Consider the following 22,041-nt stretch of genomic DNA (forward strand, 5'->3'; position numbering starts at 1 on the left):
TCGAGCGTCACCAGCCTGAGGGGAGTGGGCGACCTTCGGCGAAGCCGGCGGCTGACTGGAAGCCGACCACGGCGCGCTCGTGGAACTCCTCCAGGGTGTGGGCGCCCGCGTAGGTGCAGGCGGAGCGCACGCCCGAGGTGATCTGGTCGAGGAGGTCCTCCACGCCCGGGTTCTGCGGGTCGATCCGCATTCGGGAGCTGGAGATCCCCTCCTCGAACAGCCCCTTGCGCGCCTGGTCGTAGGCGCTGTCGGTGCGGGTCCGGGCCGAGACCGCGCGCTTGGAGGCCATGCCGAAGGACTCCTTGTAGGCGCGGCCGTGCTCGTCGCGCTGCAGGTCGCCGGGGGACTCGTAGGTCCCGGCGAACCACGACCCGACCATCACCGAAGAGGCCCCGGCGGCCAGCGCCAAAGCCACGTCGCGCGGGTGCCGGACGCCGCCGTCGGCCCACACGTGCTTGCCGAGCCTGCGGGCCTCGGCCGCGCACTCGGCGACGGCGGAGAACTGCGGGCGGCCGACCCCGGTCATCATCCGCGTCGTGCACATCGCGCCCGGCCCGACACCGACCTTGACGACGTCGGCACCGGCTTCGACCAGGTCGCGCACACCCTCAGCGGTCACCACGTTGCCCGCGACGACCGGAACGGACGGGTCGGCGGAGCGGACGGCCCTGAGCGCGGCCACCATCTTCTCCTGGTGGCCGTGCGCGGTGTCGACCACCAGCGTGTCCACCCCGGCGGAGAGCAGCGCGGAGGCCTTGGCGGCGACGTCGCCGTTCACGCCGATCGCAGCGGCCACCCGCAGGCGTCCCTCGGCGTCGAGGGCGGGGGTGTAGATGGCGGCGCGCAGGGCGCCCTTCTTGGTCATGATCCCGGCGAGCCGTCCGGTGGCGTCGACCGCGATCGCCACGTCCCGGCCCTGCTTGTGCAGCTGCTCGAAGACCGCGCGCGAGTCGGTCTCCAGCGGCAGCACCACCGGGTGGGAGTCGGCGACCTCGCTGATCCGCGCGAACCGGTCCACGCCGGTGCAGGCGGCTTCGTCGACGACGCCGAGCGGCTTGTCCTCGTCGTCGACCACCACCAGCGCACCGTGCGCGCGCTTGGGCAGCAGGTTGAGGGCGTCGGCGACCGCGTCGTCGGCGTGCAACGCCAGCGGGGTGTCCCACAGCGGGTGCCGGGACTTCACCCAGGACACGATCTCGGCGACGGCGTTCGGGGCGACGTCCTGCGGCAGGACCACCAGGCCCCCGCGTCGTGCCAGGGTCTCGGCCATCCGGCGGCCGGCGACGGCGGTCATGTTCGCGACGACGATCGGCAGGGTCGTGCCGGTGCCGTCGCTGGTCGCCAGGTCGACGTCGAATCGCGACTCGACTCCGGAGCGCCGAGGCGCCAGGAAGACGTCGTCGTAGGTCAGGTCGGTGAGGGGCTGCTGCCCGTTCAAGAACTGCACGTCTCACCACACTACGTGCCGAGGGAGGTGATGGTCAGTTCACCGCTCTGCGTGGCGGCGGGTGGCAGGACCACCGGGAGGGGAGAGCACAGCGGCTCCGGGCCCCGCGCCGTCCCGGCGTGCTCGCCACGAAGCCGCTCGACACCTGCGGCGGCTGAGTCCCGCACCTGAGGCCGCGCTCAGACCTCGTCCTCGGTGAGCAGGTCGAGCGACCGGTACGCCTCGTGGTTGCGGAAGAAGCGGCTGAAGAGCTCGGTGCCGTCGTCGAAGGTGGCGTCTTCGAGCGGCTTGACCTCGACGATGTGCTTGAGGCGCCAGGTGACCTGCCGGTGGTTCTCGTCCTCGTAGCTGGTCTCCTGCTGCTTGCCGCACTCCTTGGCCTTCTCGGTGGCCTCCTCCGCGGACTCGGCCGTGAGCAGGACGAACGACTCCTCGTAGAGCGGCGGCTGTCCCTCCGACTCGGCCTCCAGCAGGAGCACGGCGACGTAGTGGTCGAGCTCCACCGAGGCCGAGCGCTGCTGGAAGTCGCGCGGGTCGATGGTGCCCGGACCGATGTCGATCGAACCGACGGATTCGAAGTCCTCGCTGCTCATGCCCCCAGGATCTCACCCGCCGCGGAGCATGCCGCGCACCGCCTCGATGGTGTCGGCCTCGGCGGCGTCCTTGTCCGGCCGGTAGCGCAGCACCCGGGCGAAGCGCAGCGCGACGCCGCCGGGGTAGCGGGTGCTGGTCTGCACCCCGTCGAGCTCGACCTCCACCACCAGCTCCGGCACGACGTGCACGGTGTAGCCCTCCTCGCGGGTGGCGCGCTGCTGGAACTCGGCGGTCTGCCAGGCCAGCAGCTCGTCGGTGAGGCCCTTGAACGTCTTGCCCACCATGATCGGCGGTCCGCCGTCCGGGTCCCGGGCGCCGAGGTGCAGGTTCGACAGGTAGCCGCTGCGGCGTCCGTGCCCCCACTCGGCTGCCAGCACGACCAGGTCGAGCGTGTGCTCGGGCTTGACCTTCCGCCACGCCTTGCCGCGCCGGCCCGCCGCGTACGGGGACGTGAGGTCCTTGACGACCACGCCTTCGTGGCCGTGGGCCAGCGCGTCGTCGAACAGCGCGGAGGCGGCCTCCGGCGTGGGGGTGAGCACCCCCGGGATCCGGTAGGCGCCCGCCACCTGCTCCAACGCCTTCAACCGGTCGCGCAGCGGGAGGTCGAGCAGGTCGGTGCCGTCCAGGTGCAGGCAGTCGAAGAAGTAGGGGTGCAGCAGCTCGGCGCGCTCTTCCTGGGCGCCGAAGCGGGCCATCGTCTCCTGGAACGGGCGAGGACGCCCGGCGTCGTCGAGCGCCAGCGTCTCGCCGTCGAGCACCACCGAGCGGCAGTCCAAGCCGCGCACCAGGTCCACGAGCTCAGCGACGTTGCGGGTGATCTCGCGCAGGGTGCGGGTGTAGACGCGCACCTCGTCGCCGTCGCGGTGGACCTGGATGCGCGCCCCGTCGAGCTTGTACTCGACGCTGCACTCGCTGAGCTCGCCCAGCGCGGCGTCGAGCGTTGCGGCCGGTGAGGCCAGCATCGGCCGGATCGGGCGGCCGAGCTCCAGGTGGAACTCGGCGAGGGCGGGCTCGCCGCCGCTCAACGCCGCTTCGGCGGTCCCCGGAAGTCTGCCGGAGAGCATGATCGCGCGACGCACGGACTCGGTCCGCACCTCGGCGGCGGCCGCGATGGCCTCGGCCATCACACCTTCGAGCGCGCCTTGCCGGAGCTCGCCGCCGAAGAGCCGGATGAGGAACCACTGCTCGTCCGCGGTGGCCCGACCCAGGATCCCGGTGAGCGATTCGGCCCGGCGCTGCCCGGAACCGGAGCCGCTGATCGACCGCACCTCGTCGATCGCGGCGGCCACGTCGCTGATGCCGAGCGTCGGTTCGGACGCGGGTTCGACCTGCAGGGAGGACAAGGTGGACCAGCCGACCCCGGCCCGCCCGCCGGGGAGCTCACCGGCCAGCAGCGCGGTCGCGGTCGCGACCTCCGGCGGGTCCAGCCGCCGGAGCAGTCCGGCGAGGGCGGTGGTCTTGGCCTTGCGCGACGACGTCGCCGCGACCTCGGCCGAGACCGCGACGACGTCCGAGAGCAGCACCATGGCTCCATGGTGCGCGCACCACCGGCACCCCGGCGACGCGTCGCCGGGCCCTCCCCGGCCCCGGCGGGCACGAGACGCCTCTGACCAGGATTTCCGCGCCCACCGGGCTGGTGGAGGCTGAGGCCTCCACCACGAGGGCGTGTCAGCCGCCGTTGGCCATGCGGAGGACGTCGAGGGCCTCGTCGAGCTGCTCGAGCGTGAGCTTGCCGTTGTCGACGTGGCCACGCTCGATGACGACCTCGCGGATGCTCTTGCGCTCCTTGAGGGCCTGCTTGGCGATCGCCGCCGCGTCCTCGTAGCCGATGTAGCGGTTGAGCGGCGTGACGATCGACGGCGACCCCTCGGCGTAGGCGCGGGCCTGCTCGACGTTGACCTGCACGTCGGCGAAGACCTTGTCCGCGAGCTGGCGTGAGACCGCCGAGAGCAGCCGCGCCGACTCCAGCACGTTGCGGGCGATCACCGGCAGCATCACGTTGAGCTGGAAGTTGCCCTGCGACCCGGCGAAGGCCACGGCCGCGTCGTTGCCGATGACCTGGGCGACGACCTGCAGCGTCGCTTCCGGGATCACCGGGTTGACCTTGCCCGGCATGATCGACGAGCCCGGCTGCAGGTCCGGCAGCGCCAGCTCGGCCAGCCCGGCGCGCGGCCCCGAGCCCAGCCAGCGGAGGTCGTTGGCGACCTTGGTGAGGCTCACGGCCACGGTGCGCAGGTGACCGGAGGTCTCCACGACCGAGTCCTGCGCGGACTGGGCCTCGAAGTGGTCGCGGGCCTCGGTCAGCGGCAGACCGGTGACCCGCGCCAGCTCCTCGGCGACGCCCTTGCCGAAGCCCTCGGGCGCGTTGAGCCCGGAGCCGACGGCGGTGCCGCCGATGGGCAGCTCACCCAGCCGCGGCAGCCCGCTGCGCAGCCGCTCGACGCCGTAGCGGACCTGCGAGGCCCACGCGCCGGCCTCCTGCGCCAGCGTGATCGGAACGGCGTCCATCAGGTGCGTGCGGCCGGACTTGACGACCTCGGTCCACTCCGCGGCCCGGCCCTCGACGGTGTTCGCCAGGTGCTCCAGCGCCGGGATGACGTCGGTGATCACGGCCTCGGTGGCGGCGACGTGGATCGTCGTCGGGAACGTGTCGTTGGACGATTGCGAGGCGTTGACGTGGTCGTTCGGGTGCACGTCACGGCCGAGCTCTCGCGAGGCGAGGGTCGCGATGACCTCGTTGGCGTTCATGTTCGACGACGTGCCCGAGCCGGTCTGGAAGACGTCGATCGGGAAGTGGTCGTCGTGCGCGCCTTCGGCGACCTCGTCGGCGGCGCGGGCGATGGCCTCGGCGACCTCGGCGTCGAGCACGCCCAACCGTCCGTTGACCCGGGCGGTGGCGGCCTTGAGCAGGCCGAGCGCGCGGATCTGCGCGCGCTCCAGGCCGCGGCCGGAGATCGGGAAGTTCTCCACGGCCCGCTGGGTCTGCGCCCGGTAGAGGGCGTCGGCGGGGACCTGGACCTCGCCCATCGTGTCGCGTTCGATCCGGTATTGGGTATCAGCCATGGGCGAAGTGTCCCGCTGATCAGCGGTCCGGGTCAGCGTGGCGCGCCCCACCGGTCGGCTCCGCCCCGGGGTGGAGGCCGTTCTGGAACGATCTAGGTGGCTGATCTGACAAGGCCCGCCCCCGCCGTGCGGGAGCGGGCCTCGTTCGAGGATCAGCTGATCGTGGCGGAAATCCAGTCCGCGTAGGCGGTGGCGTCGGTGTAGACCGAGGGCGCCGTGCCGCAGACCGGGACCGGGCTGCCGAGGCGGCTGGTCACGCCGGTCAGCTTCCAATCGCCCGGGGTGCCCTCCAGCTGCGGGCCGCCGGAGTCGCCGAAGCAGGCGTTGGCCAGCAGCTCGTTGCTCGAGGTGCAGATCTCGGTGGCCGCGTCGATCGAGCTCAGCGTGCACGCCGAGTCGGGCGCGACGTTGGTGTCCAGCTCCTGCAGCTGCTCCGGCGGCTGACCGCAGCCGCGCACCGGGCAGGTGACGCCCCAGCCGATGATGCGCGACGGCGTGGCCGCCTCACCGGAGGATCCGGCGAGCTCGATCGGCGTCTGCGGTACCGCCTTGTCCAGCTTCAGCAGGGCGATGTCGCCGTTGGGGCTCTTGGTCTCGTAGTCCGGGTGCACCACGACCTCCGACACGCCGGCCTCGGTGCCGCCGCTGTTCCAGGTCGGGCTGCCGATGCGCAGCCCGAGGTCGGCCGGAGCCGTGTCCACCACGCAGTGCGCGGCGGTGAGCACCCACTGCGCGTCGATCAGGGAGGCCCCGCAGCTGTGCGAGTCGGCCCGCTGCAACGACGCCATCCACTCGTAGGACTCGGTGGCCTCGTGACCACCGGTGATCAGTGCGCCCGGGTTGTCGATGGCTTGTGCGGCCGGTGCGAAACCGGCGCTCAGCGCGAGTGCTGCGATGCCGCTGAGCACCGCGGACGACTTCTTCACAAAGATTCCCCTCCCCGACGTGATCCCCTTTCACCCGGAAGTTAGGGGTGAGGTGCAGCACCAGGTACCGCCGCGCGCGCAGCCGGTGTGGGCTGATCGGGGGAGTGGTCGAGCGCAGCGGACAGAGGGGGCCGGACCCGACTAGCCTGAGATCCGTACCACAGTGCCGGCGACGGGATGGCCGAGATGGAGCACGAGCTCGATCTGCTGGTGGTGGGCGCGGGGCCGACAGGCCTGTTCGCCGCCTACTACGCGGGTTTTCGCGGGATGTCGGTAGCGCTGGTGGACGCGCTGCCGGAACCAGGTGGTCAGGTCACCGCGATGTACCCGGAGAAGATGATCTTCGACGTGGCCGGGTTCCCCGCGGTCCGCGGCCGTGACCTGGTCGCCTCGCTGGTCGAACAGGCCGAGCAGTACGGGCCGCTCTTCCTGCTGGGTCGCCCCGCGGTGTCGCTGTCCGATGTGGACGACGGTCTGCTGGTCGACGTCGGCGAGGGCGACCGGGTGCGGGCGCGCGCGGTGCTGATCACCGCCGGGATCGGCGAGTTCAGCCCGCGACCGCTGCCGGCCGGCGACGAGTGGGCCGGCCGCGGTCTCGTGCACTTCATCCCCGAGCTGTCCGCGCACGACGGGCACGACGTCGTGGTCGTCGGTGGCGGGGACTCGGCGTTCGACTGGGCGCTGGCGCTGCACCCGGTGGCCCGCAGCGTGACGCTGGTCCACCGGCGAACCCGGTTCCGCGCCCACGCCGGCCTGGTCTCGAAGGTCGAGGAGCTCGGCGTTCCGCTGGTCGTGCCCGCCGAGGTGTCCGAAATCCGGGGCGACGAGCGCGGACTCAGCGAAGTCGAGATCGACGTCGAAGGCGACCGCCGCGTGCTTCCCGCGCAAACCGTCGTCGCAGCACTGGGATTCACCGCTGACCTCGGCCCGATCGAAGGGTGGGGGCTGGCCCTGGAGAAGCGGTCCATCCTGGTCGACACCACGATGCGGACCAACAGGCCCCGGGTCTACGCGGCGGGTGACGTCGCCGCCTACCCCGGCAAGGTCAAGCTCATCGCCACCGGGTTCGGGGAGGCCGCGACGGCGGTCAACAACATCGCCGTGGAGCTCAACCCCGACGCCCACCTGTTCCCCGGGCACTCCACGAACCTGACGTGAAGCGGCACCCGGGACGTGGGGGTCGCCGGGTGCCGCGTCGGGGGAGAGATCAGCTGCCGGTGTTGGAGCTGATCCAGTCGGCGAAGGCGGTCACGTCGGTGTAGATCGACGGACCGGTGGCGCAGGTGGAGTCGCCGTTGCCGGAGCGGCTCGTCGCACCGATCAGCTCCCAGCTTCCCTGGGTGCCCTTGATCTGCGGGCCGCCCGAGTCGCCGTAGCAGGCGCCGGTCGTGCCGCCCGGGTTGTCGGTGCAGATCTCGCCCGCGCCGTCGATGCCGGTGCAGTCGGCGTCGTCGACGATGCTGGTGTCGAGCTCCTGCAGGTTCGTCGGAACCTCGCCGCAGCCGCTCTCCGGGCAGGTCTGGCCCCAGCCGATGATGCGCGTCTCGGCGCCGGTGGCGCCCGACTCCGCGGCGATCGAGATCGGCGCAGCGCTGAGCTGCTTGTCCAGCTGCAGCACCGCCAGGTCGGCGCTGTCGTGCACCTGCGTCGCGGTCACGGCGGCTTCCTCGCCGCCGCTGGTGTTGTCGTTGCTGCCGACCCGGACCGTGAAGTCACCGCCGCTCTGCACGCAGTGCGCCGCCGTCACCACCCAGTCCGGCTTGATCAGCGCGCCACCGCAGAGGTGGCTGCCCTGCTGCTGCAGCGACACCATGAACGAGTAGGTCTCGGTCGCGTCGTGCCCACCCACGATCAGCGGGTCGACGTCGTCACCGGCCGCAACGGCGGGCATGCTCATCGCGCCCACGGCGCTGACCGCGGCGACCGCGGAGATGAGAACCGAACGAATGCGCATCTGAGTCGAATCCTCCGGGGTTCCCCGGCTCCGAAGGCCGGCTGGCCGGAGACGCTAACCGCGCCGTTCGGGCGGGCGTACCCACGAAGGTCGTAGAGCGCACGCGACGAGGGCGGTGACCCGCGGCCGAGCCGCAGGTCACCGCCCTGTCAGAGGTGGGTGCGGGAGGTTTTTCCCGGTTTCCCCATCGGGACGACTACTCGCCGGACGAGCCGAGGTCCACGTTGGCGTACTCACGCAGCTTGGCCAGCTTGTGCGAGGCGTCGACGACGCGCGTCGTGCCCGACTTCGACCGCATCACGATGGACTGCGTGGTGCACCGGTCGGCGCGGTAGTGCACGCCGCGCAGCAGCGCGCCGTCGGTGATGCCGGTGGCCACGAAGAACATGTTGTCGCCGCGCACCAGGTCCGAGGTGGTCAGGACCTTGTCCGGGTCGTGGCCCGCCTCGCGCAGCTTCTCCCGCTCCTCGTCGTCGCGCGGCCACAACCGGCCCTGGATCTCACCGTCGAGGCACTTCAGGGCGCACGCCGCGATGATGCCCTCCGGGGTGCCGCCGATGCCCAGCAACATGTCCACGCCGCTGTCCGGCCGGGCCGCCGCGATCGCACCCGCCACGTCGCCGTCGGAGATGAACTGCACGCGGGCGCCGGCCTCGCGCACCTCCTTGACCAGCTGGTCGTGCCGCGGGCGGTCCAGCACGCACACCGTCACGTCGGAGACGTCGACCTGCTTGGCCTTGGCGACCCGGCGGACGTTCTCGGCGATCGGGGCGCTGATGTCGATGACGCCCGCGGCCTCCGGGCCGACCGCCATCTTCTCCATGTAGAACACCGCAGAGGGGTCGAACATGGTGCCGCGCTCGGACACGGCGAGCACCGACAGCGCGTTCGGCATGCCCTTGCTGAGCAGCGTCGTCCCGTCGATGGGGTCGACGGCGACGTCGACCTCCGGGCCTTCGCCGTTGCCGACCTCCTCGCCGTTGTAGAGCATCGGGGCTTCGTCCTTCTCACCCTCGCCGATGACCACCACGCCGCGCATCGACACGCTGCCGATGAGCTTGCGCATGGCGTCCACCGCGGCTCCGTCACCCGCGTTCTTGTCCCCGCGGCCGACCCAGCGGCCGCCCGCCATGGCGGCGGCCTCGGTCACGCGGACGAGTTCCATGGCCAGGTTGCGATCGGGTGCTTCCGGGTGTCGTTGCGTCATCGCGCCCTCCCCGTTGTGAGGCATCGTCGGTACCGCCCGAGACCGGCGGGAAACACCCCGCGCTCAGGCTGATTGCCTGCGATCTTCCCAGATCATCGGGGTTGGGGGATCATTCGCGTGGGGCAGCCCACTCCCCCCGGCCCTGCCCGCTGAGCTGCGGTGCGCCCGGTGAGAGCATGGGTGTCGTGGCTGAACCCCGCAACCAGCAACCGGCTCCGTCCCGTCCACCCCGGACGATGTCGGCGATGCTGTTCGCCATCCTTCCGCTGGTGCTGGTCTCGTTCGGCGTCGCCGGTCTGTTCACGCAGTGCTCGTTCACCCCGACCGGCCCGACCATCGACAGCGGGTCGGTGCCGACCGTCGACGTCCGCGCCGAGCTCGAGGGCGCTGCCGCCGGGGTCGACTTCCCGGTCGTGGAACCGCAGCTGCCCGCGGACTGGCGGGCCAACTCCAGCAACAGCACGACGCTGCCTTCGCACACCGAGGTGGTGCGCGTTGGCTGGCTGACCGGCGGCGGGCACTACCTGCGGCTGGCGCAGTCGACCGCCGCCGAGGAGGAGCTGGTCACCGGCGAGACGGAGGTGCCGCCGCAGGCGCTGGGCACCATCGAGGCCGGAGGCCGCCAGTGGGTCCGCTACCAGGGCGTCCGCGACGAGCAGGCCTGGGTGACCGACAAGGACGGCGTGCGACTGCTGATCACCGGCAACGGCGCAGCACCGGAGTTCGCCCAGCTCGCCGAGGCAGCGCTGAGGGCCCCCGAAGTCCGCTGACCTCCTGTGGCGGGGGATCTGGACCCGTCCAGACCCACGTGACGCTCAAGTCTCGACGCCACCACGTGAACCTCGGGCCACCCCGGCACGGGCCCTCCGTCCGTGGACACGCGCCAGGGCGACCCCCTCGAACTTCGCGCGAAGTTCGAGGCCCGAACTTCGAGGTCGAACTTCGCGCGAAGTTCGAACGTTGCGAGTCGGGGCCTCGAGGAGCGGCGAGACCGCACGCCAGTCCCCACGTCTTCGCGTCCCCGCAGACCACCGTGCTTCCCCAGGCCACGCGACTCCACGAACCTTGGCGCACCCCGCCGCGAGACCCACCGCGTGGTCACGCGCCTCGTCGACGTCTTCGGAGTTCGCGCGAAGTTCGAGGCTCGGACGTCGCGGTCGAGTTTCGCGCGAAGTTCGAACGTTGCTGGTCGGAGCCTTCAGGATGGAGCCGCACGCCAGTCTCCACATCCCCGCTGACCACCGTGACCCCACAGGGCACGCGACTCACAGGCCACGCGTCCTCGCACACCACCGTGACCCCACAGGGCACGCGACCTCACAGGCCACCGCTACCCCACGGGCCTTGGCGGGACCTCGTCACGAGGGTCCGTGCGTGGTGGTGCGCCGCGGCGTCGTCGTCGAAGTTCTCGCGAAGTTCGAGGCTTGGACTTCGGGTCGAACGCGAGACGTGACCGTTGCTGTGAGCCGAGGTCAGCCGTCGTCTTCGACGGAGGCGAGGGCGCGTTCGACGCGTTCGCGGGCGCCGGCGAGGTGGCGTTCGCAGACCGCGGCCAGGGCTTCGCCCTTCTCCCACAGGGCCAGCGAGTCCTCCAGGGACAACCCGCCCGCCTCGAGCTGCTTGACGACCTCGGCCAGCTGGTCGCGGGCCGCTTCGTACCCGAGCTCGGCGACCTCCGGGTGCTCGGCGATCGGGTCGAAGTGCTCGTCCTGCTGGTTCTCGGTCACGGGGTAGGGCTCTCCACATTCGTTCGCACGGACACCACCGCGGTGGCGATCGCCTGGTCGTAGCCGACGAACGCCTCGGCGAACTCGGCGCCGTCGCCTTCGCGCACCGCGTCGTTGATGCGCAACTGCGCTTCCGCGACCCTACGTCGGTGGGCTGACGCCTCCCACCAGGCGGGGCCCACGTACCCCGAGGTCGCGTCGACCAGGGCGCGCAGGCGTCCGGGCAGGTCCTTGCGCTCCGCCGAGTCGCACCCGCCGAGCAGCGCGGCCCACGTGCCCGCGGCCGTGGCGTCGGCGGCCTCGGCGCAGCGCCGGACCTCGCCCGCCCGCTCCGCGGTGCGCGCCGCGCCCACGGTGAGGGGGAGGAACGAGGGCTCCTGCTTCGGGTGCACGGTGGACGTCCTTGGTCAGTCAGGTACGACGGCGTGGACCGCGCCGTCGGCGAGCCGGACCCGCAGCCGGGTGCCCGCGGGCGCGTCGTCGACGGAGCGCAGCACGCCGTCGACCTCGTCGGTCTCCTCGATGCGCTGCACGATCGCGTATCCACGAGCCAGCGTGGCCGCAGGGCCCAGGGTCGTCAAGCGTGATCGAGTGGCGTTCACCGCATGCCCCTCCGCGGTGAGCACCGCGCTCATGGCCCGGCGGGAGCGCTCGCGCAGCATCGCGACCTGCTCGGAGCGCTGCTGCAGCGGGCCGTGCGGGTCGGCGAGCACCGGTCGGCTGCGCAGCTGGTCGAGCAGCCTGCGCTCCCGGTCCACCCATCCGTGCAGCGCACGCCGCGCCCGGTCGCGCAGCTGGTGGATGCGCTGGCCCTCCTCGGCCACGTCCGGCACCACGCGCTTGCCCGCACCGGTCGGGGTGGAGCAGCGCACGTCGGCCACGTGGTCGAGCAGCGGCGAGTCCGGTTCGTGCCCGATCGCGCTGACCACGGGGGTCCGGCAGGCCGCGACCGCCCGGCACAGCGCTTCGTCGGAGAACGGCAGCAGGTCCTCCACGCTGCCGCCGCCGCGTGCCATCACGATGACGTCGACCTCGGGCAGCCGGTCGAGCTCCTGCAGCGCGGGCAGGATCTGCGGCACGGCGTTGGTGCCCTGCACGGCGACGTTGCGGATCTCGAACTGCACGGCGGGCCAGCGCAGCTGGGCGTTGGTCAGCACGTCGTGCTCGGCGGCCGAGGCGCGACCGGTGATCAGCCCGACCCGGTTCGGCAGGAACGGCAGCGGCCGCTTGCGCGCCGGGTCGAACAGCCCTTCGGTCTTGAGCAGCTGGCGGAGCCGTTCGATGCGGGCCAGCAGCTCACCGATGCCCACCGCCCTGATCTCGTCGACCCGCAGGCTCAGCGTGCCGCGGCCGACGAAGAACGTCGGTTTGCCGTGCACCACGACCCGGCTGCCGTCGGTCAGCGGCGGGTCCATCGCCCGCAGCAGCGAGGCCGAGCAGGTCAGGGTCAGCGACACGTCGGCGGAGGGGTCGCGCAGCGTCAGGAACGCCGTCTGCGCGCCGGGCCGCATCGAGATCTGGGTGATCTGCCCTTCGACCCAGATCTGGCCGAGCCGGTTGATCCACTCGGCGATCTTGCGGGCCACCGTCCGTACCGGCCACGGCTCCTCGGGACTAGTCGGCGAAGTCAGCGTTCCTCCTCGGTGATTGCTCCGGGGCCCATTCTGCTCGGCGTTGCAAGTGGCGGAACCGGGGCCGCCGGAGCACGTCGGCCCCAGCGGTCCGCCCCGCAGGGCGGGTGCCGGGCCTGGTGAGGAGGTCAGCGCCTACTGCTCGCGCAGGCGGGTGAGGCGGTTGGTGAGCATCCGGACGTGCTCCGGGCGCTGGGCGGTGCGCTCCTCGTGCGCGAGCAGCTCGACGAGGTCGGCTTCGCTGAACGAGCGCAGGCGACCGCGCAGCTGGGGCAGGCTCATCTCGTCGTACTCGGCGAGCAGCGAGGTCCCTTCCGGCTTCGGCTCCGCCACCGGTGCGGGTGCCGGTTCCGGGACGACGTCCTCGTCGAACGTCGCCCAGGACGGCTGCTCCTCGGGCGTGCGCAGCGCCGAGAGCGCCTCATCGCCCTTGATCGCGAGTTCGGTGATGTGCTGCTGGACGCGCATCGACGCTTGCAACGTCTGGCTGGCCACGGTCACGGGCAGGCCCAGGAGCGTGGTCGGGAGGCTGCGGGCCTGTTCGACGGCGGTGGCCGCGAGCCCGGCGGCCACCCGCACCGGAAGGGGGAAACCTGACATGCGCCCAGCCTGCCGCACAACCGGTCGCCGGGCCATCAGTTCGAGGGCGGAATGTGACCGGAACCCGGCGTCCGGCGGAGTGCGGATGCACCCCTCGACGGAGTGACAGCGAGCACCCACCGGCGGCGGAGCGGGCGGTCGTGGATCCGTACCCTTGATGGCATGACGACCACGCCCGAGGCCCGCGACCTCGAAACCGACCCCGTTGACGACGCCGGCCGGACCAAGCGGGTCCTGCTGGCCAAGCCCCGTGGGTACTGCGCGGGTGTCGACCGAGCTGTCATCACCGTCGAGAAGGCCCTGGAGACCTACGGCCCGCCGGTCTACGTCCGCAAGGAGATCGTGCACAACCGGCACGTCGTGGACACCCTGACCGAGCGCGGCGTCATCTTCGTGGACGAGACCGACGAGGTGCCCGAGGGAGCCCTCGTGGTGTTCTCCGCGCACGGCGTGTCCCCGGCCGTCCACAAGGAGGCCGAGGAGCGCAACCTGCGCACCATCGACGCCACCTGCCCGCTGGTGACGAAGGTGCACAAGGAGGTCAACCGCTTCGCGCGCGACGACTACGACATCCTGCTGATCGGCCACGAGGGCCACGAGGAGGTCGAGGGCACCGCGGGTGAGGCGCCCGAGCGCGTGCAGCTGGTGGACAAGCCCGAGGACGTCGACAAGGTGCAGGTCCGCGACCCGAGCAAGGTCGTCTGGCTGTCGCAGACCACCCTCAGCGTCGACGAGACCATGGAGCGGGTCGACCAGCTCAGCGAGAAGTACCCGACGCTGCAGGCCCCGCCCAGCGACGACATCTGCTACGCCACCTCCAACCGCCAGCAGGCGGTCAAGGTGATGGCCCCGCAGTGCGACCTGGTGATCGTGGTCGGCTCGCAGAACTCCTCGAACTCCAAGCGCCTGGTCGAGGTGGCGCTGCAGGCCGGCGCCTCCGCCTCGCACCTCGTCGACTACGCGTCGCAGATCGACGACGCCTGGCTGGAGGGCGTCGAAACGGTCGGCGTCACCAGCGGTGCGTCGGTCCCGGACGTGCTGGTGCTGCAGGTCCTCGACCACCTCGCCGAGCGCGGCTGGGGCGACGTCGAAGAGGTCACCACGGCCAACGAGAAGGTCACCTTCGCGCTGCCGCGCGAGCTGCGCAAGGACCTCGACGAGAACAAGGACAACCCCAAGTCGGTGCGCTGACTCCGGGGAACTCCACCGCAGACGACGCCGCCCGGCTCCGGAATCCGGAGCCGGGCGGCGTCGTCGTGCGAGGAGGTGTCGTTCCAGCTGCGGGACTCAGCACGCACCGCTGAGAAGGCGAGACCTGAAGGGGCGTTCACGGTCCCGGGCGGCGGGGACGGCCGCCGGGGCCGGGCGGCGGTTCCGGCGGACGAGGCCGTCCCGGGCCGCCTTGGCGAGGCGGACGGGGGCCTCCCGCGCGCGGGTCGTTGGCGGGGCGGGGGCGTCCGCCCGGTGGCGCGTCGCGACGCCGGGGGTCGCCCTTGGGGCGGCCTTGGGCCTCGCGCGGGCCGGTGCCCCGGGGCTGCCTGCCCTCAGCACGCCGGTCGTCGCCACGACCGTCGCGGGACGTGCGCCCCTCTCCGCGCGGCTTGCGCTCGCCGGAGGGGCGCTTGCGCGGGGCTTCGTCGCGGGCAGGCCTCTTGCGGGGCGGTGCGACCGGCCGGGCCTTCTTGGTCTTGGCGTCCGGGTCGACGCCCAGGTCGAAGTCGTCCTCGGTCTCGGCCTTCTGCGTGACGAACATCCGGAGCAGCCCGATGCCGAGCGCAACCGCGGTGGCTCCGGCCATGATCGGGAAGCTGGTGATCAGCGGACGCGCGACCGACAACGCCTTGCCCGCCAGTCCCGCGCCCGAGGTGCTGCCTGCACCGGAAAGCAGGACGAGGACCGGCATCACGATGCCGAGGACGAGCGGCGGCTGCACCATCGGACCGAAGACGCTGCGCCGCTGCACCAGCAGGACCGCGGCGAGGGAACCGAGGAAGAAGGCCGTCTTGAAGATGAACCCGGGTTGTCCCCAGATCAGGGTGTCCAGCAGGGTGCCGAGCGCGGTCGGGACGGCAGCCAGCAGCACGGCGCCCCACAGCGGCACCCCTCGGGTGCTGAAAGCGGAGCGCGCAGCCCACTCGGGCGCGCCATTACCGGCAGTCGAAGCGCTCTGGCTCTCGCGGATCGCGGTCACAACCCCCAACGGTAACGGTCCAGTACCTCAGCGCGAGAGCGGTCTCGAAGAACAGACGCGTCATCCCACGTCGGGTGATGAGCAGAGCACAACGCGGCGTGACCAGCACGTGATCTTCGCGCAGCCAAATGGATGCCGTATCGCACGGTAGAGCGTGTGAGCCTTGACACAAGGAGCGGGACCACCTTAGCGTCCGAGCAATCGTTTTCTCGTCAGGGTGAGCGACGAGACGGGGGTCGGGATGAACACGGCGCCACCGCTGGTCGAGATGACCGGCATCACCAAGCGTTACGGCGGTGTGCTCGCCTGCGACGCGGTCGACCTCGCGGTCCGCGGCGGCGAGGTGCACGCCCTGCTCGGCGAGAACGGGGCCGGCAAGAGCACTCTGATGAAGGTCCTCTCCGGAGACGTCACCGACCACAGCGGCCAGATCGCGATCGAGGGTCACCCGGTCCAGTTCTCCAAACCCGCGGACGCCCAGCACGCGGGCATCGCGATGATCCACCAGGAACTCGACCTGGTGCCCGCGTTGAGCGTCGCGGAGAACCTCCACCTGGGACGCGAACCGCGCACCAGGCTGGGGGTCGTGGACCGGCGGGCGATGTCCGAGCGGACCCGGGAGCTGCTGCGCCGCACCGGCATCGACCTCGACCCGGACCGCCCGGTGGGTGAACTGCGGGTCGGTGAGCAGCAGCTGGTCACCATCGCCCGCGCGCTGTCGCTGGAGGCGAAGGTCCTCATCATGGACGAGCCGACCTCGGCACTGTCCACAACGGAGGTCGAGCGGCTGTTCGCCGTCATCGGCGAGATGCGCCGCGCCGGGACCGGCGTCGTCTACATCTCGCACCGGATGGACGAGATCGGCCAGGTCGCCGACCGCGCCACCGTGCTGCGCAACGGCCGCAAGGTCGCCGAGTTCGACGCGCGGGAGATGACCGCCGAGCAAGCGGCCGAGGCGATGGTGGGTCGCTCGGTGCAGACCCGGTTCCACTCCCACACCACCGAGGTCGGCGAAGAACTGCTGCACGTCAAGGGTTTCACCGTCCACCCCAAGCGGGCGCGGGTCGGCAGGCGCGAGCCCGACGGCATCGACCTGACCGTGCGGCGCGGCGAGATCGTGGGTCTGTGCGGGTTGCTGGGAGCCGGCCGGACCGAGTTGCTGGAGTCGCTCTACGGCGCAGGTTCGCCGGGCACGTGGGAAGGTGAGGTCACGCTCGAGGGGCGTCCGGTGCGGCCTGGGGGTCCGCGCCGTGCGCTGCGCTCGGGAATCGCCTTCGTCCCCGAGGACCGGCGCAGTTCCGGTCTGGTGCTCGGGCACTCGGTCCTGGCCAACACCGTGGTCTCGGTGCTCGACCGGATCGGCGTCGCCGGTCTGGTGCGCCGCAAGTCCGAGGTGACCGCCACCCAGCGCAGCGTCGAGCAGCTCAAGGTCAAGCTCGACCGCATCACCGACGCGGTGGGCACCCTTTCCGGTGGTAACCAGCAGAAGGTCGTCTTCGGGCGCATGCTGCTCACCGAGCCCAAGCTGCTGCTGCTCGACGACCCGACGCGGGGTGTGGACATCGGCGCGAAGGCCGAGATCTACCAACTGCTCTCTGAGATCGCCGGTCGTGGCATCGGCGTGCTGCTGGCGTCCTCGGAACTCCCCGAGCTGGTCGGGGTGTGCCACCGGGTGGTCGTGCTGCGCGCCGGTCGCAGCGTCGCCGAGTTCGACACCGACCGAACCGGGGAGGCGGAACTCCTGGCGGCCGCGATGGGCGAGCGCAACGGGAATCGACCGGGGCCGGCCGTCGGCACCGGGCAGAGCACCGGGGGAGGTGCGAATTGAGCAACCAGACGGAGCAGCGGCCCGCGCCCGGGGACCTGCCCGCGCAGCGCTCCAAGCGGGCCGACACCGTCGAGACCCTGTTCAAGTTCCAGAGTTTCTTCGGCCTGGTCGCGGTGTTCATCGCGGCGGTGATCTTCTCGCCGCGCAACGACGGTCAGATCCTGTTCCTGAGCAGCGACAACCTGTTCAACATCGTGCGCGCGGTCTCCGAGATCGGGATCATCGCGATCGGGCTGACCTTCGTCATCCTCATCGGCGGGATCGACCTGTCGGTCGGTTCGGTGCTGGGCTTGGCCGCGGTCGGCTCGGCCGTGCTCATGGTCGACAGCGGGTACGGCGTGTGGACCACGGTCGCCGTGGTGCTGCTGGCCGGGATCGCCTTCGGGTTCCTGCAAGGCGCCGCAGTGGCGTTGCTGGGGGTGCAGGCGTTCATCGTCACCCTGGCCGGGCTGCAGATCGCGCGCGGGCTGGCGCGCATGTGGTCCGGCGGGGAGACCGTGCAGATCTCCTACGGCGACGGCCCCGGACAGGCGCCGATGCTGTTCTCGCTGCTGGGGGAGCGGACTTTCGGCGGCGTGGTGCCGATCCCCGCGCTCATCTTCGCCGCTGTGGCCGTGCTGGCCATCCTGTTCCTGCGCTCCAGCGCCTACTCCCGGCACCTGTACGCGATCGGCGGCAACGAGAAGGCGGCTCGGCTCTCGGGTGTGCCGGTCAACCGGGTCAAGATCATCGCTTTCGTCATCGCGGGGTTCTGCGCCGCGCTGGCCGGCATCGTGCACGCCGGGCAGCTCAACGCGGGCAGCCCCAACGACGGAACCGCTTACGAGCTGGACGGGATCGCCGCGGTGGTCGTCGGCGGCACCAGCCTGGCCGGTGGCCGCGGCTCGGTGATCGGCACCATCGCCGGCGCCCTGCTGCTGGGCATCCTCAACAACATCTTGAGCCTGAACAGCGTCAACACCGATCTGCAATTGCTCATCAAAGGACTGGTGATCGTCGCGGCGGCGGCGCTGCAGCGCCTGCGTCCCACGGCGTGAGGGAGATCTACCGAAGGGAGCACGATGCGCAAGACAACGGGGTCCTTGGTCGCGATCACGTGCGCCGCGGTCGCGTTCGCCGCCGCCGGTTGCGGGACCACCAGCGAGAACACCGGGCAGGTCCAGCCTCAGAACCCGACGCAGAACTGCAAGGGACCGGACGGCAAGTACACCATCGGGATGAGCCAGGCGAACCTCGCCGAGCCCTACCGGGTGCGGATGGACGACGACATCCGCAAGGCAGCGGAGAAGGTCCCGCAGTTCGAGGAGGTGCAGTTCTCCGACGCCGCGAAGGACAACTCCAAGCAGGTCACGGACGTCGAGAACTTCATCACGAAGCAGGTGGACCTGCTGATGATCTCGCCGAACGAAGCGGCCCCGCTGACCGACGTGGTGCGCAAGGCCTACAACCAGGGCATCCCCGTGGTGGTGCTGGACCGCAAGGTCGACGGCGACGCCTACACGACCTACATCGGCGCGGACAACGTCGCCATCGGTCGGCAGGCGGGCGAGTTCTTCAAGAACACGCTGCTGCCGGAGGGCGGCAAGATCGTGCAGATCAAGGGCCTGTCCGGCTCGACCCCGGCCGCTGAACGCGAAGAGGGTTTCAAGCAGGGCATCGCCGGCTCCAAGATCGAGGTCGTGGCCACCGCCGACGGCGAGTGGGAGCGCTCGGTGGGCCAGCAGAAGATGGACGCGCTGCTCAAGGCCCACCCGGACATCAAGGCCGTCTACGCGCAGAACGACCCGATGGCCGAAGGTGCCTGGCTGGCCGCGCAGGCCGCCAACCGCCAGGACCTGAAGTTCGTGGGCATCGACGGACTGCCGATCCCGTCCGGCGGCATCAAGGCCGTGGAGGAAGGCCGGTTGCAGGCCACCAACCTCTACCCGACCGGTGGTGCGGAAGCCGTCGAGGCCGCCAAGAAGCTGCTCGTGGACTGCCAGCAGGTGCCCAAGACGCAAACCCTGCAAACGGAGCTGATCACGAAGGAGAACGCGAACGAGGTCTACAACCGGCTCAACCAGGGTTAGACAAGCGGACGCGGGCCTTTCCGGGTGATGCCGCCGAAAGGCCCGCGACCCCACTCCATCCCGCCGCAGCGCTGTGGTCAGCGCTGCGGCTTTTTCGTGCTGCGACAATGCTTCACAACTGGTTCGACGCGCCGCGCGGCCAGCTGAATTCCACTGCCCGGCAAGCAGAAACACCTGGTTGGCGGCTGTCGTTACAGCGACACACCGGAGACCATCTTATTGAGTGAATTCGCGCATCGATGACTATTCCGTGTCCGCTTCTTGTTGCCGTCCGGGAGGCCATTTCTTACGCTGCGCTTGATCGCGCTTTGAGATCTTGCCGGATCCGCATCGGTTGGAAACCACCACCTAGTACGAGCGCATCACGATTCTCCGGAACCGGAATCAGGCAGAACTGTCTGCTGTGGACAGTGCTGTCCGCAGGGAGGGCGAGCACGATGACAGAACGCTCCGCACCGTCGCGCAGCGACGCCCGCCGGCGGTCCCGCCGGCTCGCCGCCTACCTAGGTGTCTTCTCGCTCGCCGCTGCAGCGGTGGTGGCCGACGCCGGGTTCGCGACCGTCCGGGCACACGCCCAGCAACCCGCGCCACCACCCAGCAAGGGGCAGGTCGGCTGGGAGTCCTACCGGAACTTCGACGACATGCCGCGGCTGCGCGGCGCCGAGCAGTCGTTGCAGCACTCCAGCTTCGACCGGTCCGGCGGCAACAACGACGGTTTCGAGGGCACCTACTCGTGCCTGCACGAGTCCGAGCGCGGTTGCGTGATCGCCGAGCACACCGGACCGGGTGAGATCTCCGGGTTGTGGAGCACCCGGGAACCGGGCGGCGACGTCACCGCGACCGGCAACATCATCGTCGAGCTCGACGGGCGCACCGTCCTCGACGCGCCGTTCATCGACGTCGTCAGCGGCAGGGTCGGAGCTCCGTTCGTGTGGCCGCTGGTCGGCAACGCCGACGACGCCGCCGGCGGCGTCGTCAGCAAGGTGCCGATGCCGTTCCGCGAGTCGATGCGCGTGACCGTGCAGAACAACCCGAACTTCTACCACGTGAACTACCGGAGCTTCCCCGACGCGGAAGGCGTGCAGACCTTCGACCCCGCGGACCCGGCCACCGACGTCATCACCAGGATGCAGGGCTTCGGCGTGTCCGACCCGAAGAACGCCACCGGCGGTGACGCGGAGCGCAGCGACTTCGACCTCGCGCCCGGCGCTGCGCACACCGTCGCCGAGGTGTCCGGCCCGGCCCGGATCAACCAGCTGCGGGTGCGACTGCCCCAGGTCGCCGCGGCACCGCAGGTCGTCGACGACGGCATGGCCTTCGGCCAGGGCGGCGGCAGCCGGTTCCGGATGCGGGTGGCCCCGAACAACGAAGGTGTCCGCCTGATCCGCCGGTTCGACCCGCAGGTCGCCGACCAGGTGGCGAGCGTCGCGGTCAACGGCCAGCCCGTCGGCGAATGGCGCAGCGGCGCCGCAGCGCCCGGCCTGTGGGGCGTGGAGGCGATCGAGGTCCCCGGGCAGATCACCGCCGGCCGTTCCTCGATCGACGTCGAGAACCGCTTCGTCTCGTCCTCCTTGGACGTCAACGAGTTCCGCTACGACGTGCAGAGCCTGGTCAACGGCGAGTGGGTGCGCACCGACGTCCTCGACCTCGGACCCGGGCACCCGGGCGAAGAGGGCGCGCACGGGTACCAGATCGACAACCCGGTCTTCGAGCGCTCGAAGCTGCACGGCCGGTACACGACTCCGCGGGAGGAGGTGGCGGCCTCGGACGCGCTGCTGGAAGGCGCGCGGCTGCGCATCACCTTCGACGGGAAGACCACAGTGGACGCCCCGATCGGGGAGTTCTTCGGCACCGGGCTCGGCGAGCACGACGTGCGCACCATGATGAGCTCCGTCGACCCCGGCATGGACGGCTGGTACACCTCCTGGTGGCCGATGCCGTTCAACGAGAGCGCCGAGGTGGAGATCGTCAACGGCAGCGGGGTCCCGATCCAGGGCGCCACCGCCGAGATCGTCACCGGCCCCGGCGGGGTCGACGAGGGCAGCGGCCACTTCCACGCCACCCACAAGCGCGGCACGACGACTCCGGGCCAGGACTGGAACTTCCTGGACGCCCCGGGAGCGGGCACCTTCTACGGGGTCTCGCACACCATGCGCGGGCTGATCCCGCTCAACGAGACCAAGTCCAGCGTGCTGCCGCACTCCACGGCGCGCGCCGAGTCCAACCCGCGCAACTACCTGGAGGGTGACGAGCGGTTCTACGTCGACGGGGCGCAGGAACCGGCCTGGCACGGCACTGGCACCGAGGACTTCTACGAGTCCGGCTGGTACTTCCGGTTCGGCACCACCTTCTCCATGCCGCAGGCCGGCAACCCCGGTCACGAGGTGAACCAGGACGGTTGCGAGTTCGACTGCACCGGTGCCTACCGGCTGATGGTCGGTGACGCGGTGTCCTTCCGGAACGGGCTGGTCGCGGGCATCGAGCACGGCCCGGCCAACGACGAGCCGGGCGACTACAGCTCCACGGCCTACTGGTACGGAGCTCCGGCCGGTCGCAGCCTGCCGGTGGGACCGCCGCCTCCGGAGGTCCCGCCGTCCCTGCCGCCGACATCCCCGGCGCCGACGCAGCCTCCGTCCCAGCCTGCTCCCACGGCTCCGCAGGACCCGGGCCAGGAGTCACCGACCGAGTCGGCACCGGCGGAACCGGAACCGTCGGAACCCGCGCCGACCAGCGGCGGCATGGCAGGCCTCCTGCCTAACTGGGACTGAGCTCCCCCGGGAGCGGTCTCCGGGTCTGCGCGATCC

General features: G+C 71.0%; 19 protein-coding genes. 7 read left to right on the forward strand and 12 right to left on the reverse strand.

From position 1 onward, the window contains the following. Nucleotides 1-7: 7 nt before the first annotated feature. The 5 genes from EIL87_RS15920 to EIL87_RS15940 form a co-directional block, all read right to left on the reverse strand. Nucleotides 8-1,447: a GuaB1 family IMP dehydrogenase-related protein gene (locus tag EIL87_RS15920; protein ID WP_125091322.1), complete on the reverse strand. Its 1,440-nt coding sequence runs from the start codon at nt 1,445-1,447 to the stop codon at nt 8-10. Nucleotides 1,448-1,626: 179 nt separating this feature from the next. Next, nucleotides 1,627-2,040 carry a DUF4288 domain-containing protein gene (locus tag EIL87_RS15925; protein ID WP_125091323.1) on the reverse strand — a complete coding sequence of 138 codons (414 nt, stop codon included), beginning with the start codon at nt 2,038-2,040 and terminating at the stop codon, nt 1,627-1,629. A 12-nt stretch (nt 2,041-2,052) separates the two neighbouring features. Beyond that, nucleotides 2,053-3,567, reverse strand: coding sequence for an ATP-dependent DNA ligase (locus tag EIL87_RS15930; RefSeq protein WP_125091324.1), 1,515 nt, complete (start codon nt 3,565-3,567; stop codon nt 2,053-2,055). A gap of 142 nt (nt 3,568-3,709) precedes the next feature. Further along, complete coding sequence (locus tag EIL87_RS15935) at nt 3,710-5,104, reverse strand: class II fumarate hydratase (protein ID WP_125091325.1); 1,395 nt, start codon at nt 5,102-5,104, stop codon at nt 3,710-3,712. Nucleotides 5,105-5,256: 152 nt separating this feature from the next. Further along, on the reverse strand, nt 5,257-6,030 hold the full coding sequence (locus EIL87_RS15940; RefSeq protein WP_125091326.1) for a S1 family peptidase: 774 nt from the start codon (nt 6,028-6,030) through the stop codon (nt 5,257-5,259). A gap of 177 nt (nt 6,031-6,207) precedes the next feature. On the opposite strand from EIL87_RS15940, the gene EIL87_RS15945 reads away from it, so the two are divergent. Then, entirely contained in the window at nt 6,208-7,188 is a 981-nt protein-coding gene (locus EIL87_RS15945; protein WP_125091327.1) for an NAD(P)/FAD-dependent oxidoreductase, read from the forward strand. Between the two features lie 49 nt (nt 7,189-7,237). Here the strand turns inward: EIL87_RS15945 and EIL87_RS15950 are convergent, their stop codons facing one another. Then, nucleotides 7,238-7,984 (reverse strand): S1 family peptidase, encoded by a 747-nt coding sequence (locus EIL87_RS15950; protein WP_125091328.1) that lies wholly within the window; start codon nt 7,982-7,984, stop codon nt 7,238-7,240. A 196-nt stretch (nt 7,985-8,180) separates the two neighbouring features. Beyond that, nucleotides 8,181-9,191: a class II fructose-bisphosphatase gene (gene glpX / locus EIL87_RS15955; protein WP_233576289.1), complete on the reverse strand. Its 1,011-nt coding sequence runs from the start codon at nt 9,189-9,191 to the stop codon at nt 8,181-8,183. A gap of 176 nt (nt 9,192-9,367) precedes the next feature. Between glpX and EIL87_RS15960 the strand changes: the two genes are divergently transcribed. Then, nucleotides 9,368-9,961, forward strand: a complete 594-nt coding sequence (locus EIL87_RS15960) for a DUF4245 domain-containing protein (RefSeq protein WP_125091330.1) — start codon at nt 9,368-9,370, stop codon at nt 9,959-9,961. Between the two features lie 702 nt (nt 9,962-10,663). Here the strand turns inward: EIL87_RS15960 and EIL87_RS15965 are convergent. The 4 genes from EIL87_RS15965 to EIL87_RS15980 form a co-directional block, all read right to left on the reverse strand. Further along, nucleotides 10,664-10,918, reverse strand: a complete 255-nt coding sequence (locus EIL87_RS15965; RefSeq protein WP_125091331.1) for an exodeoxyribonuclease VII small subunit — start codon at nt 10,916-10,918, stop codon at nt 10,664-10,666. Then, the gene (locus EIL87_RS15970; RefSeq protein ID WP_125091332.1) at nt 10,915-11,310 is read right to left on the reverse strand and encodes a hypothetical protein; all 396 of its coding nucleotides are present in this window, start codon (nt 11,308-11,310) and stop codon (nt 10,915-10,917) included. The genes EIL87_RS15965 and EIL87_RS15970 overlap by 4 nt, the downstream gene beginning before the upstream one ends. A 15-nt stretch (nt 11,311-11,325) precedes the next feature. Next, entirely contained in the window at nt 11,326-12,549 is a 1,224-nt protein-coding gene (gene xseA, locus EIL87_RS15975) for an exodeoxyribonuclease VII large subunit (protein ID WP_125091333.1), read from the reverse strand. 135 nt (nt 12,550-12,684) lie between these two features. Further along, entirely contained in the window at nt 12,685-13,149 is a 465-nt protein-coding gene (locus tag EIL87_RS15980; RefSeq protein ID WP_125091334.1) for a lipid droplet-associated protein, read from the reverse strand. 162 nt (nt 13,150-13,311) lie between these two features. On the opposite strand from EIL87_RS15980, the gene EIL87_RS15985 reads away from it, so the two are divergent. Beyond that, complete coding sequence (locus EIL87_RS15985; RefSeq protein WP_125091335.1) at nt 13,312-14,340, forward strand: 4-hydroxy-3-methylbut-2-enyl diphosphate reductase; 1,029 nt, start codon at nt 13,312-13,314, stop codon at nt 14,338-14,340. Between the two features lie 136 nt (nt 14,341-14,476). Here the strand turns inward: EIL87_RS15985 and EIL87_RS15990 are convergent, their stop codons facing one another. Continuing rightward, on the reverse strand, nt 14,477-15,250 hold the full coding sequence (locus tag EIL87_RS15990; RefSeq protein ID WP_125091336.1) for a DUF6542 domain-containing protein: 774 nt from the start codon (nt 15,248-15,250) through the stop codon (nt 14,477-14,479). A gap of 331 nt (nt 15,251-15,581) precedes the next feature. On the opposite strand from EIL87_RS15990, the gene EIL87_RS15995 reads away from it, so the two are divergent. The 4 genes from EIL87_RS15995 (at nt 15,582) to EIL87_RS16010 (ending at nt 22,005) form a co-directional block, all read left to right on the forward strand. Next, nucleotides 15,582-17,168, forward strand: coding sequence for a sugar ABC transporter ATP-binding protein (locus tag EIL87_RS15995; protein ID WP_125091587.1), 1,587 nt, complete (start codon nt 15,582-15,584; stop codon nt 17,166-17,168). Next, nucleotides 17,165-18,205, forward strand: a complete 1,041-nt coding sequence (locus EIL87_RS16000) for an ABC transporter permease (protein ID WP_407690544.1) — start codon at nt 17,165-17,167, stop codon at nt 18,203-18,205. Before EIL87_RS15995 ends, EIL87_RS16000 begins: the two co-directional genes overlap by 4 nt. A gap of 24 nt (nt 18,206-18,229) precedes the next feature. Continuing rightward, complete coding sequence (locus tag EIL87_RS16005; RefSeq protein WP_125091337.1) at nt 18,230-19,237, forward strand: substrate-binding domain-containing protein; 1,008 nt, start codon at nt 18,230-18,232, stop codon at nt 19,235-19,237. A gap of 437 nt (nt 19,238-19,674) precedes the next feature. Continuing rightward, nucleotides 19,675-22,005, forward strand: coding sequence for a glycoside hydrolase family 172 protein (locus EIL87_RS16010; protein ID WP_125091338.1), 2,331 nt, complete (start codon nt 19,675-19,677; stop codon nt 22,003-22,005). Nucleotides 22,006-22,041: the final 36 nt, after the last annotated feature.

The organism is Saccharopolyspora rhizosphaerae, from assembly GCF_003931915.1.
In the GTDB taxonomy this organism is placed as follows: domain Bacteria; phylum Actinomycetota; class Actinomycetes; order Mycobacteriales; family Pseudonocardiaceae; genus Saccharopolyspora; species Saccharopolyspora rhizosphaerae.

Excerpts from the sequence above, each read along its gene's own strand:
- EIL87_RS15925 (WP_125091323.1), bottom strand. The coding sequence starts at position 2,040 with ATGAGCAGCGAGGACTTCGAATCCGTCGGTTCGATCGACATCGGTCCG.
- EIL87_RS15930 (WP_125091324.1), bottom strand. The coding sequence starts at position 3,567 with ATGGTGCTGCTCTCGGACGTCGTCGCGGTCTCGGCCGAGGTCGCGGCG.
- EIL87_RS15935 (WP_125091325.1), bottom strand. The coding sequence starts at position 5,104 with ATGGCTGATACCCAATACCGGATCGAACGCGACACGATGGGCGAGGTC.
- EIL87_RS15945 (WP_125091327.1), top strand. The coding sequence starts at position 6,208 with ATGGCCGAGATGGAGCACGAGCTCGATCTGCTGGTGGTGGGCGCGGGG.
- EIL87_RS15950 (WP_125091328.1), bottom strand. The coding sequence starts at position 7,984 with ATGCGCATTCGTTCGGTTCTCATCTCCGCGGTCGCCGCGGTCAGCGCC.
- glpX (WP_233576289.1), bottom strand. The coding sequence starts at position 9,191 with ATGACGCAACGACACCCGGAAGCACCCGATCGCAACCTGGCCATGGAA.
- EIL87_RS15960 (WP_125091330.1), top strand. The coding sequence starts at position 9,368 with ATGGGTGTCGTGGCTGAACCCCGCAACCAGCAACCGGCTCCGTCCCGT.
- EIL87_RS15980 (WP_125091334.1), bottom strand. The coding sequence starts at position 13,149 with ATGTCAGGTTTCCCCCTTCCGGTGCGGGTGGCCGCCGGGCTCGCGGCC.
- EIL87_RS15985 (WP_125091335.1), top strand. The coding sequence starts at position 13,312 with ATGACGACCACGCCCGAGGCCCGCGACCTCGAAACCGACCCCGTTGAC.
- EIL87_RS15995 (WP_125091587.1), top strand. The coding sequence starts at position 15,582 with ATGAACACGGCGCCACCGCTGGTCGAGATGACCGGCATCACCAAGCGT.
- EIL87_RS16005 (WP_125091337.1), top strand. The coding sequence starts at position 18,230 with ATGCGCAAGACAACGGGGTCCTTGGTCGCGATCACGTGCGCCGCGGTC.
- EIL87_RS16010 (WP_125091338.1), top strand. The coding sequence starts at position 19,675 with ATGACAGAACGCTCCGCACCGTCGCGCAGCGACGCCCGCCGGCGGTCC.